12 protein-coding genes are annotated in these 16636 nt (G+C 52.7%); 7 read left to right on the top strand and 5 right to left on the bottom strand.

The window, feature by feature from the left end:
- Nucleotides 1-125 precede the first annotated feature (125 nt).
- Entirely contained in the window at nt 126-752 is a 627-nt protein-coding gene (locus ACR2TX_RS04590) for a histidine phosphatase family protein (protein WP_240502538.1), read from the bottom strand.
- The gene (argH, locus tag ACR2TX_RS04585) at nt 749-2146 is read right to left on the bottom strand and encodes an argininosuccinate lyase (protein ID WP_077730751.1); all 1398 of its coding nucleotides are present in this window, start codon (nt 2144-2146) and stop codon (nt 749-751) included. Before argH ends, ACR2TX_RS04590 begins: the two co-directional genes overlap by 4 nt.
- A gap of 208 nt (nt 2147-2354) precedes the next feature.
- Here argH and ACR2TX_RS04580 point away from each other — a divergent pair, with 208 nt between their 5' ends.
- From ACR2TX_RS04580 to prsT, 5 genes are all read left to right on the top strand, one after another.
- Entirely contained in the window at nt 2355-2762 is a 408-nt protein-coding gene (locus tag ACR2TX_RS04580; protein ID WP_077730752.1) for a bacteriohemerythrin, read from the top strand.
- Between the two features lie 169 nt (nt 2763-2931).
- Nucleotides 2932-4572: a glucose-6-phosphate isomerase gene (pgi, locus tag ACR2TX_RS04575; RefSeq protein WP_086134686.1), complete on the top strand. Its 1641-nt coding sequence runs from the start codon at nt 2932-2934 to the stop codon at nt 4570-4572.
- A 209-nt stretch (nt 4573-4781) separates the two neighbouring features.
- On the top strand, nt 4782-5465 hold the full coding sequence (locus ACR2TX_RS04570) for an O-methyltransferase (RefSeq protein ID WP_077730754.1): 684 nt from the start codon (nt 4782-4784) through the stop codon (nt 5463-5465).
- Nucleotides 5466-5937: 472 nt separating this feature from the next.
- Nucleotides 5938-6837 (top strand): PEP-CTERM sorting domain-containing protein, encoded by a 900-nt coding sequence (locus tag ACR2TX_RS04565; protein WP_156880141.1) that lies wholly within the window; start codon nt 5938-5940, stop codon nt 6835-6837.
- Between the two features lie 573 nt (nt 6838-7410).
- Complete coding sequence (gene prsT / locus ACR2TX_RS04560) at nt 7411-10206, top strand: XrtA/PEP-CTERM system TPR-repeat protein PrsT (RefSeq protein ID WP_434131346.1); 2796 nt, start codon at nt 7411-7413, stop codon at nt 10204-10206.
- Nucleotides 10207-10409: 203 nt separating this feature from the next.
- On the opposite strand, the gene ACR2TX_RS04555 is transcribed toward prsT, so the two are convergent.
- Entirely contained in the window at nt 10410-11081 is a 672-nt protein-coding gene (locus tag ACR2TX_RS04555) for an acyltransferase (protein ID WP_434131345.1), read from the bottom strand.
- Between the two features lie 70 nt (nt 11082-11151).
- The gene (locus tag ACR2TX_RS04550; RefSeq protein WP_077730758.1) at nt 11152-12417 is read right to left on the bottom strand and encodes a glycosyltransferase; all 1266 of its coding nucleotides are present in this window, start codon (nt 12415-12417) and stop codon (nt 11152-11154) included.
- A 681-nt stretch (nt 12418-13098) separates the two neighbouring features.
- Between ACR2TX_RS04550 and ACR2TX_RS04545 the strand changes: the two genes are divergently transcribed.
- Entirely contained in the window at nt 13099-14262 is a 1164-nt protein-coding gene (locus tag ACR2TX_RS04545) for an ABC transporter permease (protein WP_205780788.1), read from the top strand.
- Nucleotides 14263-14294: 32 nt separating this feature from the next.
- On the top strand, nt 14295-15506 hold the full coding sequence (locus ACR2TX_RS04540) for an ABC transporter permease (protein WP_133717517.1): 1212 nt from the start codon (nt 14295-14297) through the stop codon (nt 15504-15506).
- Between the two features lie 111 nt (nt 15507-15617).
- Here ACR2TX_RS04540 and ACR2TX_RS04535 read toward each other — a convergent pair whose 3' ends face one another.
- Entirely contained in the window at nt 15618-16388 is a 771-nt protein-coding gene (locus ACR2TX_RS04535) for an outer membrane lipoprotein-sorting protein (RefSeq protein ID WP_077730761.1), read from the bottom strand.
- Nucleotides 16389-16636 lie beyond the last annotated feature (248 nt).

The following is a 16636-nucleotide window of genomic DNA, read 5'->3' as shown; positions in this document are numbered from 1 at the left end:
AATTGTGAAAAAACCTACTGCGCGGCCCGCCTCTACCTCTGCGATGCTCAACGTACTCCTTTGTACGCTGCGCTTTTCATAGCGAATATGGGCCGCTCGCGACGGGTTTTTCACAACCTCAAAGGTTAAAGTGCGTGCAGCGAACCGCTGTGAAAAACCAGTTGCCCCAGAAACTCTTCTCCCTGCTCCAGGCATTCGATCCGTGTGATTCCTGCGGTGGCGACCTTGATTCGAAATAGGTTCGACAAAGGGATGTCCAAAATATGGGCGAGCACCATGCGAATGGTGCCGGCGTGGCAAATAATGAGAATATGCTTTCCGGCGTGGCGGTTCAGAATGTCGTTCCAAGCCGAAACGATGCGGCTTCTGAATTCTGCGAGCCCCTCGGCATCGTCCGGGCGATTGGTCATCGGATCGCGATAAAAACGCTGGATCAGGCCGGGATCGTACTGAGTAATTTCCTCCCGCGTCTTCCCTTGCCATACACCGAAACCGATTTCCTTCAATCGCGGTTCGATTTCCAGTGGAATGCGGCTTCGCTCGCTCATTTCTTCGGCAAAGGCTTGGCAGCGGGCGAGAGGGGAGGTGACGATGACCTCCCATGGGTGATGCTGACCGACGGCTGCGCGCATCTGCGACCAGCCCTTGTCGCTTAGGGGATCGTCCATCTGTCCGCGGTAACGGCTTCCGCCCACGGGCTCGCCGTGGCGCATCAAGTCGATGAGAGTTGAGACGCGCTCGTCGGTAATCAAGTCTTAGCCACCTCCTCGAGACGCTGCCGAGCTCGCTTTACGGCCGCCCTGACCTGTTCAGGAGCGGTTCCGCCGAAGTGTTTGCGTGCGCTGACGGAACCTTCCAGCGTCAGTATTTCGAAAACATCGGGTCCGATCGTAACAGACAATTGTTGCAATTCGGTCAATGACAACTGGGAAAGATCGCGTCCGGTTTCGATGCCCAAGCGCACGGCTTTGCCGACGATCTCGTGGGCATCTCGGAACGGAACCCCTTTCCGAACCAGGTAATCCGCCAAATCCGTGGCCGTTGCGTAGCCCTTCTGCGCTGATTTGTACATGCCGTCACGATTCGGTCGAACGTGGGGCATCATGTCGGCAAAAGCCCGCAGGCAATTTCGTAAGGTGTCCACCGTATCGAACAGAGGTTCCTTGTCCTCCTGATTGTCCTTATTGTATGCCAAGGGCTGACTTTTCATCAGTATCAGCAGGCTCATGAGGTGTCCGAAGACGCGCCCCGATTTGCCCCGGACGAGTTCCGGTACGTCCGGGTTTTTCTTCTGCGGCATGATGGATGAGCCGGTGCAAAAGGCATCCGGCAAATCGATGAAACCGAACTGGGCCGATGTCCATAGAATCAGTTCTTCGGAGAATCGCGACAAGTGCATCATGATGAGGCTGGCACAGGCCGTGAATTCGATGGCGAAATCGCGATCGCTGACCGCGTCCAAAGAATTCGCAGCCGGTCGGTCGAAGCCGAGCAGTTCGGCGGTATAGAATCGATCAAGCGGAAAGGTTGTGCCGGCCAGGGCTGCCGCGCCCAAAGGCATGACGTTGACGCGCTTTCGACAGTCGAGCAGGCGCTCGTAATCTCTCGCCAACATTTCGCACCAAGCCAATAAATGATGGCCGAAGGTTACCGGCTGGGCCACCTGGAGATGGGTGAATCCCGGCATGATGGTATCCGCTTCGCGTTCCGCCAAATCGAGCAAGGCCTGCTGAAACCGAAGGATTTCGCCGGTGATCCGGTCGATTTCGTGGCGCAGATACAGTCGGACGTCCGTGGCTACCTGGTCGTTGCGGGATCGGCCGGTGTGCAGCTTCTTCCCCGCTTCGCCGATACGCTCGGTAAGGCGGGCCTCGATATTCATGTGGACGTCTTCGAGCTTAACAGACCAGGAAAATTCGCCGCGTTCGATTTCCGCAAGGATTTGTTCCAATCCGTCCGTAATGGTTTCGCATTCCTCTTCGTTTAAGACGCCGATCCGTTTCAGCATCGAGGCGTGGGCAATGGAGCCTCGAATATCGTACGGGGCCAGACGTTTGTCGAAGTCAACGGATGCGGTAAAAGCTTCTACGAAGGCGTCGGTGGCTTCGGTAAAGCGGCCTGCCCAAGGTTTTGGTTCGCTGCTCATCGGGATCTTGTTAAAAGAGAACGGCTTTTGTTCCAGTCATTATAACCGGAGTGGTTATTCTTCGAAGATTTTCAGTTGACTGATACGGAAAGTAAATCGCCAAGACTTGACTTAAGTCAAAAGTACGTCTACGCGGCCGTTATACAGTTCTTCGGCCTATTCGGCATACAGATCACTGAACAAATTCAATATTCAGGAGACAAATCCGATGGCCCTAATAGAGTGGACTAAAGAAGCATTTGGAACAAACGTCAGTGAAGCCGACCATCAACATCAGGAAATTTTCGCCATGTTGAACGGCTTGCACGATACCGTCGCATCGGGTGATCGGCAGGCAGTCGGGCGTCAACTCGATGCACTGATCGATTATGTAGCCATGCATTTCAAGACCGAAGAAGATTTGATGCAGGCTCACGGATACCCGGATTACGCTGCGCATAAAGCCAAGCATGACGAGCTGGTGCAGACTTGTCTCGACGTTCAGAAGAAATTCCACGCCGGAGCGCTCGACATTACCCCGGAAACGACCACGTTCGTCAAAGACTGGCTCGTCAACCACATTCCGAACATCGATAAGCATTACGGTCCGTTTTTTAACGGCAAGGGCGTTGCCTGACGCCGGCAGACAGACTTAAGGGCTGCGTTTTTCCTCATTTCGCAGCTTAAGGCTCGTCATCCTAAAGATTGCCGGCCTCGATGCCGGCAATCTTCGTTATTCATGATTTATTCACTTCGTTGCCTGTAGTAGCATTTTGGGGAGAAAATAACGAACTCGGATCTTGTAGATGACCCAATCTTCCTGCCTTCCGGCTTGGCAGTCGCTCAATCGACATTACCGTGAAATCAGCGATCTCCATCTGCGGGATCTGTTCGCTGAAGACCCTCACCGTTTCGAGCGTTTTTCGCTGCGCCTTGACGACCTGCTGTTTGACTATTCTAAGAATCGAATCGCGGAACAAACCGTGATGCTATTGCTCGATCTGGCCAGGCAAGCCGGATTGAAAGAAAAAATTGCCGCCATGTTCCGTGGCGACAAGATCAATGTCACCGAAAACCGTGCCGTATTGCACGTGGCCTTGCGCAACCGCTCCAACCGACCGATTTTCGTCGACGGCAAGGATGTCATGCCCGATGTCAATCGGGTTTTGACGCAGATGCGTCGGTTCAGCGACTTGGTGCGTTCCGGTGAATGGCGGGGATGTACGGGCAAAGCCATCACCGATGTGGTCAACATCGGCATCGGCGGGTCCGATTTGGGGCCGAAAATGGTGGTGAAGGCGCTGTTGCCCTATATGCAGCCCCGGCTGCGCGTTCGCTTCGTATCCAATGTGGACGAAGCGGATCTTGTCGAGAACCTGAAGGACCTCAACCCCGAAACCACACTGTTCTGCGTTTCATCCAAAACCTTTACCACGCAGGAAACCATGACGAATGCCCGATCGGCGCGGGAATGGTTTCTGGCCAAAATCAACGATGAAGCCGCTATTGCGAAGCATTTCGTGGCGGTCTCCACCAATGCCGAAAAAGTGGCCGAATTCGGCATCGATACCGCCAATATGTTCGAATTCTGGGACTGGGTGGGCGGCCGGTATTCGCTGTGGTCGGCCATCGGCCTGCCGATCGCCTTGGCCGTCGGCATGGATGCTTTCGAAGCACTGTTGGCCGGCGCCCACAAGGTGGACGAGCATTTCCGAACGGAGCCCTTCGAGCGGAATATTCCGGTGATCATGGGGTTGCTCGGCATCTGGTACGCCAATTTTTTCGGCGCCGAATCATATGCCATTCTGCCCTACGATCAATATCTGGAAGATTTGCCGGCCCATCTTCAGCAGGTCGATATGGAAAGCAACGGCAAGATGGTGGATATCGAAGGCCATCTGATCGCCTACAGCACCGGCCCGATTATCTTCGGCCAACCGGGCACCAATGGACAGCATGCCTTTTATCAGTTGATCCATCAAAGCCGAAAGCTGGTTCCTTGCGATTTTATTGCTGCGGCGCAAAGCCATCACGGTCTCGGCCGGCACCATGAGACACTGATTTCGAATTTCCTCGCTCAACCGGAGGCGTTGATGCGTGGCAAGACCACCGAGGAAGCGACGGCCGAGCTCGAAGCAGGGGGCGTTACCGGTGAGCAACTGACGGAACTCGCTGCTGCGAAAACTTTCCCCGGCAACAAACCATCCAATTCAATTCTTTATCGAAAACTGACCCCGGAAACTCTGGGATCGCTGATCGCCTTGTACGAGCACAAGATATTCACTCAGGGCGCGATCTGGAACATCAACTCCTTCGATCAGATGGGGGTCGAGTTGGGCAAACGGCTGGCGAGAACCATTCTTTCGGAACTGACCGACGACAGTGCGGTTTCGTCTCATGACGCTTCCACCAACGGTCTGATCAATTACTACAAGCAATTACGCTAGGGTGACGGTCATGAACCCATCCACGCGATGTATTCCCGTCAAGAGAAAACGACCCATTCGTCCTTTCTCTTGACGGAGAGCGGACCGTGCCGGTTCCGAAAATAAGGGTCTACTCTCAGGAACTACGCGTAAGTCTGATCTGATCGAATAAACAATGGACTGCACCAGGGGGCGGCGACTCTCTTCAGCGTGTTTAAAGGAGTTACGGCATGACCGACCTCAATGATCCTACGGCAAGCAATCCAAGCGTGCTAACGCCGGTACATCCGGACATCGAACGTTACTTGACCACTCTCGCCGGTTCGGCCGACACCCCGGTTCTCGTGGAGATGGAAGAGTTGGCTCGTCAGCAGAACTTTCCCATCGTCGGGCGTCTGGTCGGATTGTTTCTGAAGGTCCTCGCCAAAAGTATCGGAGCGAAGCGCATTTTCGAATTCGGCAGCGGTTACGGTTATTCCGCCTACTGGTTCGCAGAGGCCGTCGGGCCGGACGGGCGGGTGATCTGTAGCGATGGCGATCCGAACAATCTCTCCAAGGCGGAACATTTTCTCAGCCAAGCCGGGCTGTGGGACCGCGTCGATTTCCGAACCGGCTTTGCCCAGACCGTCTTCCAGGCTACCGAGGGCGAGTTCGATATCTGCTACAACGACGTGGACAAGGGCGACTATCCCGAAGTGTGGCGCCTTGCCCGCGAGCGTATCCGGCCAGGCGGGCTTTATATTGCGGACAATGTCTTGTGGCACGGCCGTGTTGCTGCCGAAAACCCCGTCGACATCGTTCCCGGCTGGACCGACGCTATCCGCGAACATAACCGACTTATCTTCAACGATCCGGAATTCGATGCGTCCATCAACCCGACCCGAGATGGCGTGGTCGTTGCCCGAAGAAAATAGAAGGCAAAACTCTTGGGATCGGTCAGATCGCGTGTGGAACTATCCATACCGACTGAGACCGATTTGGCCAACGTTTATTGCTGGTTGCATTGGTCCCTGATAAGCGTTCTGGCGCGCGTCACTTTCTGGTGGCGATATCGTAAAGTACATTGACACTAGGTTTCCTCGCTGCGAGATGTCCATCCGAGTCTTAAGCCTTGATAGTGAATACAGAGCCGTTTGTTGGACTTGAGGCATTCCTTCTGTCGCGCTTTGTGTCGGTAGATCACTATATCTGTCAGTAATTTTTACACTTCTAGCGGAAAATGTTACGTGGGCGTTGCTCGTTGCGTGTAGGTGATTGATTATAAATAATCTTTATGCCTTGGCACAAAAATCGCAGATACGTCGGTGCGATTAGGCCGACGTTATTAAGTCAGACTTCGGCATAACATTAACTTAATACTCTGATGCTATCTGGGAGCGACATATCATGAAGATTTATTTGAAGCATATCGTAGGCGCGGCCGCGCCCCTGCTGTTTGCGCTGAGTACGTCGGCTTACGGCGGCACGGTTGATCTTTTTAGTGAGGGAAATCAGTCCGCCATCGATACTACTAGCGGGGCAGCATGGAACGGCGATTCCACGACTCTTCCCGGTACCGGGGTGGCTAGCAGCACGGGCACCGGCTTGTCGACTGTGCTGGGCGGTCAGCGTGACATTTGGGCAAACTGTATCACTGGTTGCGATGATACTGTTTCCCGGTCGTTAGCCGTCGTCAGCGGTGGTCAATTCAGATTCAGCAACGATTCGGGTGTAACGGGCGAAGCTATTGTCCAGTGGGACGGCAACGATCAGGATATCGCGCTTAATACCACAGGTTTAGGCGGGTTCGATTTAACTTCGGGCGGCACCATTCATGCCTTTCAATTAACCACGATCGAATCGGATCTCGGATGGTTCTTCCGCATCGAAGCTTTCACGGATGATGATGAGTGGACCAAAATTACGCTGGCCGCTACCTGTGTGGACGCTAGCGGTCCGCTCGATCCCGGTTGCGTACCTTCTCCGCACACGTCTACCATTCCCTTTGCGGCCTTTATGGATGGTTCTCTATGCGGATTTACCGGAACGTCGCCCTATGTAGATGGCGTAGTCGCCATCGAATGCGGCTCCGGCGGTACGGCAAATCTTGCTAACCTCGGCGCACTACAGGTGGCACTGAATACCGGTGATGACGTTGCTGGCGGCTCGGCTCCTAGAACCGCAAACCTGGATCTACGCTTGGATAGCGTCGAAACGATTCCTGAGCCCATGACGCTGGGACTGCTTGGTATCGGCCTGGTTGCGGCAGGACTCTCTCGCCGGAACGGCAAGGTTGTCGCAGTATAACACCAACCGGTAAATGCCCGGCGTTATCGGCTGGGCTCTGGTGATAAGTTAAGCGGTTCTGTCATTGCGGCAGAACCGCTTTTTTTTGTGCTTGCGGTCTGTGGACATGCTGGCTTTTTTCGGCTTTCGGCCTGGCTAAGCATTCGATAAAGGGATTGCATTCTCAATGGATTCTTTTCTTATTTACCGCCTACTAAACACCACCATTCGGATTGTGCTTGAACGGGACGAAGTATCTTCCGACTTCGGAAGAGTTCTGTGCTGAGTCAGCGAACGCTCCGTGCGAGATTTGGCGCCAATCTCTTTTCTCAATATTGCTGTTTGAGCCCTAATTGCTCCGATTGCCCAAAAGATGCCTTACAATCATGTGACGAATCGGATTGGGGTTAATCCGGGGCAGGGATGCCCCGGCGCGGCGACAAGCCGCGTGAGCCCAGGCCGGGCGTGTACCGGCCTGGGAGGCGGCCCGAAATACCAGGAGGGTATTTACGGGCCTGATTAATAATTTCAGTCATTTTCCCAATAGGTCTTTAGCCTCTAGGTCATTTGTAAACCGAACATTGGAGATGCTTCATGACTCTTATTTTTCTCGGACGAAGATTGAAAATCCCGGTCTTTTCGATTTTGCTGCTGTTGTCTGCCTGCGGCGATATTTCTCCGGCACAGCGTCTGAAGCAGGCTGACGAGGCGCTCGCAAAAGGCGATGTGCGGTTGGCGGTTATCGAGCTGAAGACCGTCCTTCAATCCGAACCGAACAACATGCAAGCTCGGCTGTTACTAGGGCGTGCCTACGTACAGGCTGGAGATTGGGCAGGCGCCGAAAAGGAATTGCTGCGTGCCCGAGAAATGGGAGCCGGTGAAGTTGACTTGGAGCCTTGGCTGGCGACGAGCTTACTCGAGCAAGGGCGGCTTGGCGATGTCCAAGTGCTTGAAATTCCTGAAAACGCGTCGAATGAGCTCCGAGGTAATCTGCTCGCGATCAAAGCCGAGGCATGGCTGCGCAGCGGAGAAAACTCCGAATCTGAAAAGCTCGCGCGTGAAGCCTTGGACGCAGTACCTAATTTCGCCCCTGCGCTGCTGACGATGGCTCGTCTGCATGGGAGGCAGGGGCAAATTCCCGAGACACGGGAATGGATTTCCAAAGCGCTCGCCGCCGACCTGAAATACGGGCCGGCCTGGGAGCTTCTCGGTTACATCGAAACCCAGGAGAGTCACTTTGAAGCCGCCGAGGAGGCGTATTCCAAAGCGGCGGAGGACCGCATTCTGCGTGCCCCGGCTCTCGTCGCCCGAGCCATAGCGCGTATTCATTTAAAAAAATACGATGAGGCCGCGGCGGATCTCGACGAAGTCGGCAAACGGCTTAAGGATTCTGCGGCACTTCATTTCGCCAGGGGGCTGCTGAATTTCGAACAAAAGCGTGTCGCCGAGGCGCAGGAAGCTTTCGATGCGGCTTTGGCCGTGGATTCTTCCCATTTCCCGTCTTTGCTTTACGGCGGCGCGGCTCACGGCCTACTGGGGCATAGAGCCCAGGCAGAAGATTATCTAAGAAAATATTTGAGCCATGATCCGAGCAATGTAAAGGCTCAGTCTCTATTGGTGCACTTGGAAGTACAGAATAGCGATCCTGCCAGCGCCGAAAAGCTGGCCAGAGAGGCGCTGAAACAAGCGCCAAACGATGTCCAGGTGATGAATTTGCTGTCGGACGCTTTGAAGGCGCAAGGCAAGCAAGGTGAAAGTATTGAGTACCTGAAACAGGTTGTCTCCGCGCAGCCGGAATCGGCCGAGGCACGTACACGCCTGGCCGGGGGGCTTGTTCAGGAGGACGACCTTCAGGGCGCCATGACCGAGTTGAAAAAGGCGCTAGAGCTTGATCCGGAGTTCGAGGGTGCCGTACGTGGCGTCGTGACCTTGCACCTTCACAAGGGGGAACTCGATCAGGCGCTGGATGTCGCGACCGAATATCTCAGTCGCCATTCTGATTCAACAGGGGCAAATACGCTGGTGGGTTTGGTGCATCTGGTCAGACGAGAGACCGACAAGGCGTCTGCCGCTCTGCGGCGCGCGATCGAATTGGACCCGGCTAATGTGCCGGCTACCAATGCGCTGGCGGCAATCGCCGTTCAAGAGAAAGATTTCGAAAAGGCGAGGCGATATTTCCGGCAAGCGTTGAAACATCATCCGGATGATGTGGGCGTGTTAACGAATCTGGCTAAACTGGAAGCAACCCAAGGAAACATCGAGGCCATGGCCGCGGCTCTGGAGGAGGCGGTCAAACGCGATCCAAAGGCGCTGCTGCCGCGACTGTACCTTGGACGCCACTATCTCAAAGCTAAGAATCCCAAGAAAACACTTGAACTCTTATCGGAAGTTCGGTCGACGTATCCGAAAAGCAAGGAGCTTCTGGGCATGCTGGCCGAGGCCGAACTAGCAACCGGCCGCTGGTCCGATGCCGTGTCGAGCCTGAAGAGCCTTGAGAGTCTCGGGCATAAGAAACCCGAAGTGCATTTCCTTATGGCGCAGGCCTATGACCGTCTCGGCGATCGAAAAATGGCACGCGATGCTTTGGAAAAGACTGAAGCTCAGGATCCTTCCTTTGTCCCTGCGCGCATTGCCTTGGCCCGTATGGCTATTCAGGAAAAACGCATCAAAGATGCCGAGACACGGGTAAAGGAACTGAAAAAACGTTTTGGTGGAGATGTTCCGGAGATCGTTCTGGTGGAAGCAGAACTGGCCGAGTTGGCAGGGCGCTATTCCGAAGCAGCTTCTGCATATCAGCGGTTGTTTGAGCTTGCACCGGCTAACAAAACCAGTATTAATCTTTTGCGGCTGTCGCGCGCGCGCTGGCAGGCGGGGGAAAAGGAGGCGGCCCTTCAAGAAGTGGTACAGTGGGTTGAAGAGCATCCCGATGATACAGTATCCCTAGCTGAGTTAGGACAGCTTTACATGAAGTTGCAACGCTCTCAGGATGCTGTCGCCAAATTCAAAATGTTGGCGGAAAAATACCCCAATAATTCATTATTGTTGAACAATATTGCTTATCTCATGCGTGAGACTGACCCCGCAGAAGCGTTGAAGCATGCAGAAAAAGCGCATTCTTTAGCACCCGAGGATCCGGAGGTGCTGGACACGCTTGCAATGACCCTGTTGAGCAACAAGGACACCAAACGGGCTATGGCCAATATTGATCGGGCCTTGGCTAAGCAGCCGGAAAATGTTTCTTTTCTCTTCCATCGGGCTCAAATATTAAGTGCTGATGGACAGCGTCAAGAGGCAGCGAAAATCCTGGACAAGATTCTGCAAAAGGAAGACAAATTTGCGGAGCGTTCGGATGCCGAGGCTATGCGCAGGCGCTTGGCCTCGAACCCGTAGCCGAGTAGATGTTTATTGATCGGAGGTCTGTCACTTTGTTGTAGCGTCGGCGAGGATAGAGGGCTCAAACAAGTTGAGTATCCATATGAGCCTCGTCACGGTTACGGCTCTTCGGATTACTTCATAGCAGAGATGCAGGAGAGGATTATCGGGCACCGACGAATCTGTACCGGCGTTGTAGTACGGCAATGAGGGAATTGGAGTTATAGTGAAGGATCGATGTTTTTGATCTTTTTGGCAGGAATGCCTCCCCAAAGCTCGTATTTCGGAATTTTTGTATTCAGTGTCACAACTGAACCGGCTGCGATCGTTGAACCTTCGCCTATTTCGGTCCCGGACATTATTACTGCGTTGACCCCTACGGTAGCTCCGTTTTCGATCCTGACCTCGCCCAGGATTAGCTTGCCGCTGGTTATCGTGTGTGCCGTGATCACGGAATCTTGCCCGATAATAACCTCGTCGCCGATCGAGATGAGCTGGGGATCGACTAATCGGCCTCCCAGCGCGATATCCTTGCCGATTTTTGCTCCGAACCAGGCGGCAATCAGCGGCTTAGCGAATACCACCGAAAACGGCAAGCAGGCGCCCCGGCCGAATTCGCACACTACGGTGAACAGCTTCCAGTAAGTGAAGATCGGGTCATCCATTGAATAGCAGCCGGGCTGGAACGGCTTGATTCGCAGCATCAATCGAGCCGTCAAACCGGAGAAAAAGCCGTAGGCCAGAAGAAACAGAAAAAAATCCGTGAGGACGTTATAGGGGGCCAATTCCCGGGTCAGAGGCGCGAACAGCTTGGCAACGGAGAAAAGGCTTACGGAGAAGAGCAAGGTAAGGATAAGGCCGGATAAGACGAAATCGATCGGTCGTGTTTTCATGCGAATTACCCCCGTTGGCATGAAGCGCTACGCGGCAAATTTACAAGGTCGCGATAGCAAGGTTGGAAAATTATCTCAGCAGCTCGTCCGTAAAGGCGGCGAATCTAGCAGAGGCATCGTATTCTCGGTATGCCCGTCCGAGTTTCTCCGCAGCTGTTTTGTACGATAGATTTGTCAGTATTTCTCTGACCACTTTGACGATCTCGATGCCGGAGATCGTTCCCGCACGCAATAGGCGTCCTGCTCCATTTTGTTGCACCGCCTGCATGTTAAGGTATTGATCTAGGTTCGCGCATATGCCGAGTATCGGGACGCCTGCGCTCAATGCCTGATTGGTTGTCGGGCTTCCGCCGTTACAGATCACCAAATCGGCAATCGCTGCTGCGTCGTCGCCGGGTAAGTAATCGCTGCACAATACATTAGGTGGTAGATTCTTCAGCTGAAACCGGCCTGCCGTCGCGACAAGCAGCGTTACCGGTAGGCTCGAGAGCTCCGCAACGAGCTCCGGCAATCGGCGAGTTTCGCCGGAGCTTCCGAGCGTCAGGTAAATTATGGGTTGGTGTCTTTCTAGCCGTGACCACCAATCGGGTTTAAAGGTCTCGGGCGACCATAGGATAGGTCCGAGATAGTAGTGGTTGGGCGGTAGTTCGGTCGTTTTGACTAGCCCAGGTATATCCGCGTAAAGAACATAATCCCCGTCTGTGTACGTCACTCGGAGATCCGATCCGAGCGATGTTAGCCCGAACTCCTTTCGAATCCGATTGAGAGGTAAGGTGTGGGAGGCGAATACGAGCGGCCGCATAAAATCGAAAAGGGGTTGAGCGAGCGCTGGACCGAGCAGGCGCACCATAACATGCTCGGGCACAGGGTATGTCTGGACTGCGTAGGGGCTCCAATAAATATTGGTTATGTTGGCGTAAGGGACTTTTGCGAGGCGGGCGCTTACAGTCAGTGAAAGACGAAAATCGCCGACGATAAGATCGGGGTTGACGTGCTCGATGAGCCTTAGATCGTCTTTAACATATTGCCGTAGCGTAGGTGTATCGTAAACCGGTTTACCTTTGGCAAGTGCATCGAGAAAGTCGGGGGGAGAAATTGACCGTATAGACACCTTGGCAAGCTTAGAATCTGAGAAAAGAGCATCAAAGCGGCCGTCGCAGGCGAAGTGAACATCATAGTCCCCAGAATCCAAGCTGCTGGCGAGAACATAGGGACGGGCGACGTGGGCGAGCGTCACAGCCTCGGCAATAAAGAGAATGCGTTTTTTTGGCTTGAGGTGCTGTTGAGCGCTTCTAAAAGAATCGGATTTGTCAAAAATCTTTACAGTCTTTTTCATCGATTCGGTCAGGTCACTGGACTTAGGGCGAACTGACGGTGGCTCGGGTTGGAAGCGCGGTCGGGATAGCGACAGTTCAAACCGGCTATCTCGATTCAACCTTCAGTCGAAAACAGTATTGCAGATTATCCATGGATCGCTGTGTTGTTTATTCGCCCTCAATCACTTCTCATGGATTAACATTAACCGAGAAGCGAAACTAAATTTTTGGCCAATTGGCTATTGATGCGTCGATTGTCCTGTTGTAAGGCGGCGAATTAAGGAAGGACAGCGCAATGTTAACGCCTTTGAGCGCACCCCCAGGTCTGTGGTGTCGTCCAATAGGCTCGTTCTAGAGCCTGCATTTCGGCAATGTTCGCCGTAAGGGATTTTGCGGGCGAGGATGAAATGGAAAGGGTAAGCCAAGCCATCACGCGGCATTCCCTTGCCTTATACACTAAAATAGTCGCGACAGGCAGTTACTATCGACCATCCGCCCATCTTGGTTCGTTAGGGAACCTCTGATTTATTCCAAGATGTAGTGATTATTGTCATCCTAAAAACGCTCCTCATTGTGTGTTTTTGCGATTGGATCAGAGCTTCCTTAGAAATCTTTTTTGCAAAAAGAGCTTCTCGCCCATGAAATCAAGTCTAGAGTTGCCGTTACGTAGCCTTTGGAGGCAACCGAGACGGACCTCGATCATGCTCTCGGGGATTGGTGTAGGCATCATTGCTCTGCTGCTTGCGGGAGGATTTATCGAATGGATTTTCTGGGCAATGCGGGAATCAACGATTCTTTTTCGGCTCGGCCATATCCAAGTCGTCAGGCCTGGCTATTTGGATCGGGGCGCGGCGGATCCGTACAGGTTTCTGTTGCCGCATTCCGTCGATGAGCTTGAAGTGCTGGCGAAACTGCCCGGCATAAAGGTGGTGGCGCCACGGCTTAGTTTCAATGGGCTGCTTAGTCATGGGGATACAACGATTGGTTTTATTGGAGAAGGTATAGATCCCGAGAAAGAGAAAGCATTTAAACCGGATCTTTCCATTCAAGAGGGCGTGGGGCTCGATCCGAATCAACCCTTAAGCGCAGTTATCGGGAACGGTCTCGCCGCTAATTTGGGCATAAAATCGGGCGACAAAGTGGTTTTGCTGGCAAATACCGTTTCCGGAGGGATAAATGCGGTGGAGCTTAATGTCGTTGGGGTCTTCTCGACGGCGAATAAGGCGTTCGACGATTCCGCTTTGCGCATACCTTTGATTACGGCAGAGAAACTTCTTAGAGTGTCGGGGGCTCACCGATGGACCGTCTTGCTTGACGACACATCAGATACTAAAAAAATACTCAAGCGAATTCAGCAGCTTTTCATCGAAAAGACCGGAGAGTTCCAGCTCATTCCTTGGTACGATCTCGCCGATTTCTACAATAAGACCGTGAGGCTTTTTTCCCAGCAAATGAATGTGTTGGGAGGCATTATTGGATTCATGATTTTGCTGGGTATATCGAATGTGCTGATCATGAATGTAATGGACCGTACAAGCGAAATCGGCACATTGATGGCCTTGGGGCTCAAACGATTGGAAATCGTCAGGCTTTTTCTCGCTGAAGCGCTTATGTTGGGAGTTATCGGTAGCGTGTTGGGCGTTTCGATCGGTTGGGGTTTGGCTGCGATCATATCGGCAATTGGTATTCCCATGCCGCCGGCTCCAGGCACGAGCACCGGTTATACAGCTGAAATATTTATCACCGGGCCGTTGATCGCCAAGGCCGTGCTAGTCGCCCTGATATCCACTTTTCTGGCCAGTGTATTTCCGGCGTGGAAGGCCTCCCGGCTTGTCATAGTCGAGGCATTGAGAAAGTCACGTTAACCGGATGGCGCCTCATCTCGCTGATTTAATCCATGCTGACATTCGCGCTTAGAAATCTATTTCGACAGACCGTAAGATCTATTCTGACGCTGACGGTAATTGCCTTAGGCGTCGCGGGTATCTCATTAGTCGGCGGATTTATCGAAGACATTTTTGTTCAACTGCGCGAGTCGACGATACATTCTCAGTTAGGACATTTGCAGATATACAGAAGTGGGTTCTCGACCATCGGCCGCCGCGATCCTTATAAATTCCTGATGGAGGATGTTGACGGGCTCGTTGACCGATTCCGCACGTGGCCGGAAGTTGCCGAGGTTATGAAACGTGTAAGTTTTTCGGGCCTTGTGAATAACGGACACTCCGATTACCCGATTTTGGGGGAGGGCGTCGAGCCAACCAAAGAGAAACAGGTTGGAAGTATGTTGTCGATTGTGGAGGGGGAGCCGCTGAGCGACTCGGACCCGATGGCCATTTTGGTAGGAAAAGGTCTTGCCCATGCACTCAAGGTCAAACCGGGGGATCCACTGACACTCCTCGTCAATACGCCGGAGGGTGCTCTAAACAGCCTTGAATTTACCGTCGTTGGAGTATTTCAAAGTTTTTCGAAGGATTTCGATGATCGCGCCGTTCGGATTTCCCTAGGTTCTGCCCAGGATCTTTTAGCAACCCCGGGAATCCACGCACTGGTGTTCGCATTGAATGATACGGCGGATACTGATCGTGTTGTCAAAAGGTTAATGGCGGAGTTATCGTCAGAGCAATACGAGGTAAAACCTTGGTTCGTGCTCGCGGATTTCTATCAAAAAACGGTCGATATGTATCAGCGACAGTTCACCGTTTTGGAAATCATTATTTTGGTCATGGTATTTTTAAGCGTGGCCAATAGCGTAAACATGGCGCTTCACGAACGCATAGGTGAGTTTGGTACGCTTATGGCTCTCGGTAATAGACCATTAGATGTTTTTAAGTTAATTGTTCTGGAATATTCCATTCTTGGGCTTATAGGTGCGGCGGTCGGAGTCTTTGTCGGCGTTTTACTGGCTGGGGGAATATCTGCTTTCGGTATCCCAATGCCGCCGCCGCCCAACTCGGATATGGGATACACGGCTATCGTACGCGTTGTTCCGAATGTGCTTGGCGTAGCCTTTGTGGTTGGGTTTTTGGCGACGGCTCTTGCTGTCGTGGTGCCTGCGCGAAGGGTTATTCATACACCTATAGTAGAGGCTTTACGGAGCAATATTTAGAACCTATCCCGGTAGGTCATAAAACCCTTCGACTCGGCTCAGGGCGAATGGCCTACGGAGACAGGGCTCTTAATGGATTTATAGAGGCTACAGTGTGGGGTTGGATGGCGATCACTCCTGAACTTTCTTTAAATAGTCCTTTGTGAAAACCTTGTCGGGCAAATCTCTGAGCTTCATTTTTCTGTAATCCAAGATCGATCGTTCATCCTTTTTCAGAGCATTTTCCATTACTAGCTGAGTAGGGCGTACTTCTCCCTCCATTGATTCGAATTTTTGAAATCGGCAGGTTTTAAATAGCCGGTTTGACAAGGTGTAGAATTCTGCTTTGTATGGGTTGTAGTTTTTCTTATCAACCCAATACAGCACCCTCGGATAGGTGACGCCTCTATCTACGGCGCTAAGTTCAAGCACATAATATTCTCGGCCGTTGATTTCTTCGATTCTTGAAAGTTTTGGATTATAGTCGCCGGTAAAATTCGCTCTGGCCAAATCGCCATTTGCCACCTGGCCTGTCAACTTTTGTGATAAGGGGAGACGAATCGGTTGCGATACGGAGGGCATGAAAGCCCAAAAGTCGCGCCCCCGCATGAGCATGATTTGCCCGCGGTCGGCGGCCGGTGCGGTCGTTAAAATCACGGTGTTTTCGTTACCCTTCGATAAAACACGATATTCGCGCACATCGGGTTCGCTGTCCGAGGTAGTCGTGGTGATGGAGATATCGACCTGAAATCCTTCTTGAGGGAAGCGAATGCGATCTGCCGCTGCCACAATCTCGGCCGGGTCCGGTACGTCGTCGGCTCGAAGCGAGCCGGACAATATTATGTTTGACAATAGGGTAACGGCTGCGGCAAAAGCGAATCGTCGGGCGATAGAGGTTTGCATGTTGTTTCCTAGATGTTGCTAAGCTCGGCTATGCTTTATGAACGGTGACGGTCTAAGCTGGTCGCTTCGGAAGCGTTAGGATATCGGGGTGTTCCCCCGTCGGATTTACGCTTGTCGCCATCCGTCCCGGAGAAATCTGGGAAATAATCTCACTACTTCTATTGATAAGAATTTTTGAAGGATATCCGCATTTTTTTACTTAATTCGAGTACCTTCTACTAGCGCTAGGGGTGCCTTTTCAAAAAGCT

The organism is Methylocaldum sp. GT1BB, from assembly GCF_051027545.1.
GTDB lineage: Bacteria > Pseudomonadota > Gammaproteobacteria > Methylococcales > Methylococcaceae > Methylocaldum.
This window is presented reverse-complemented; position numbering and strand designations above follow the sequence as displayed.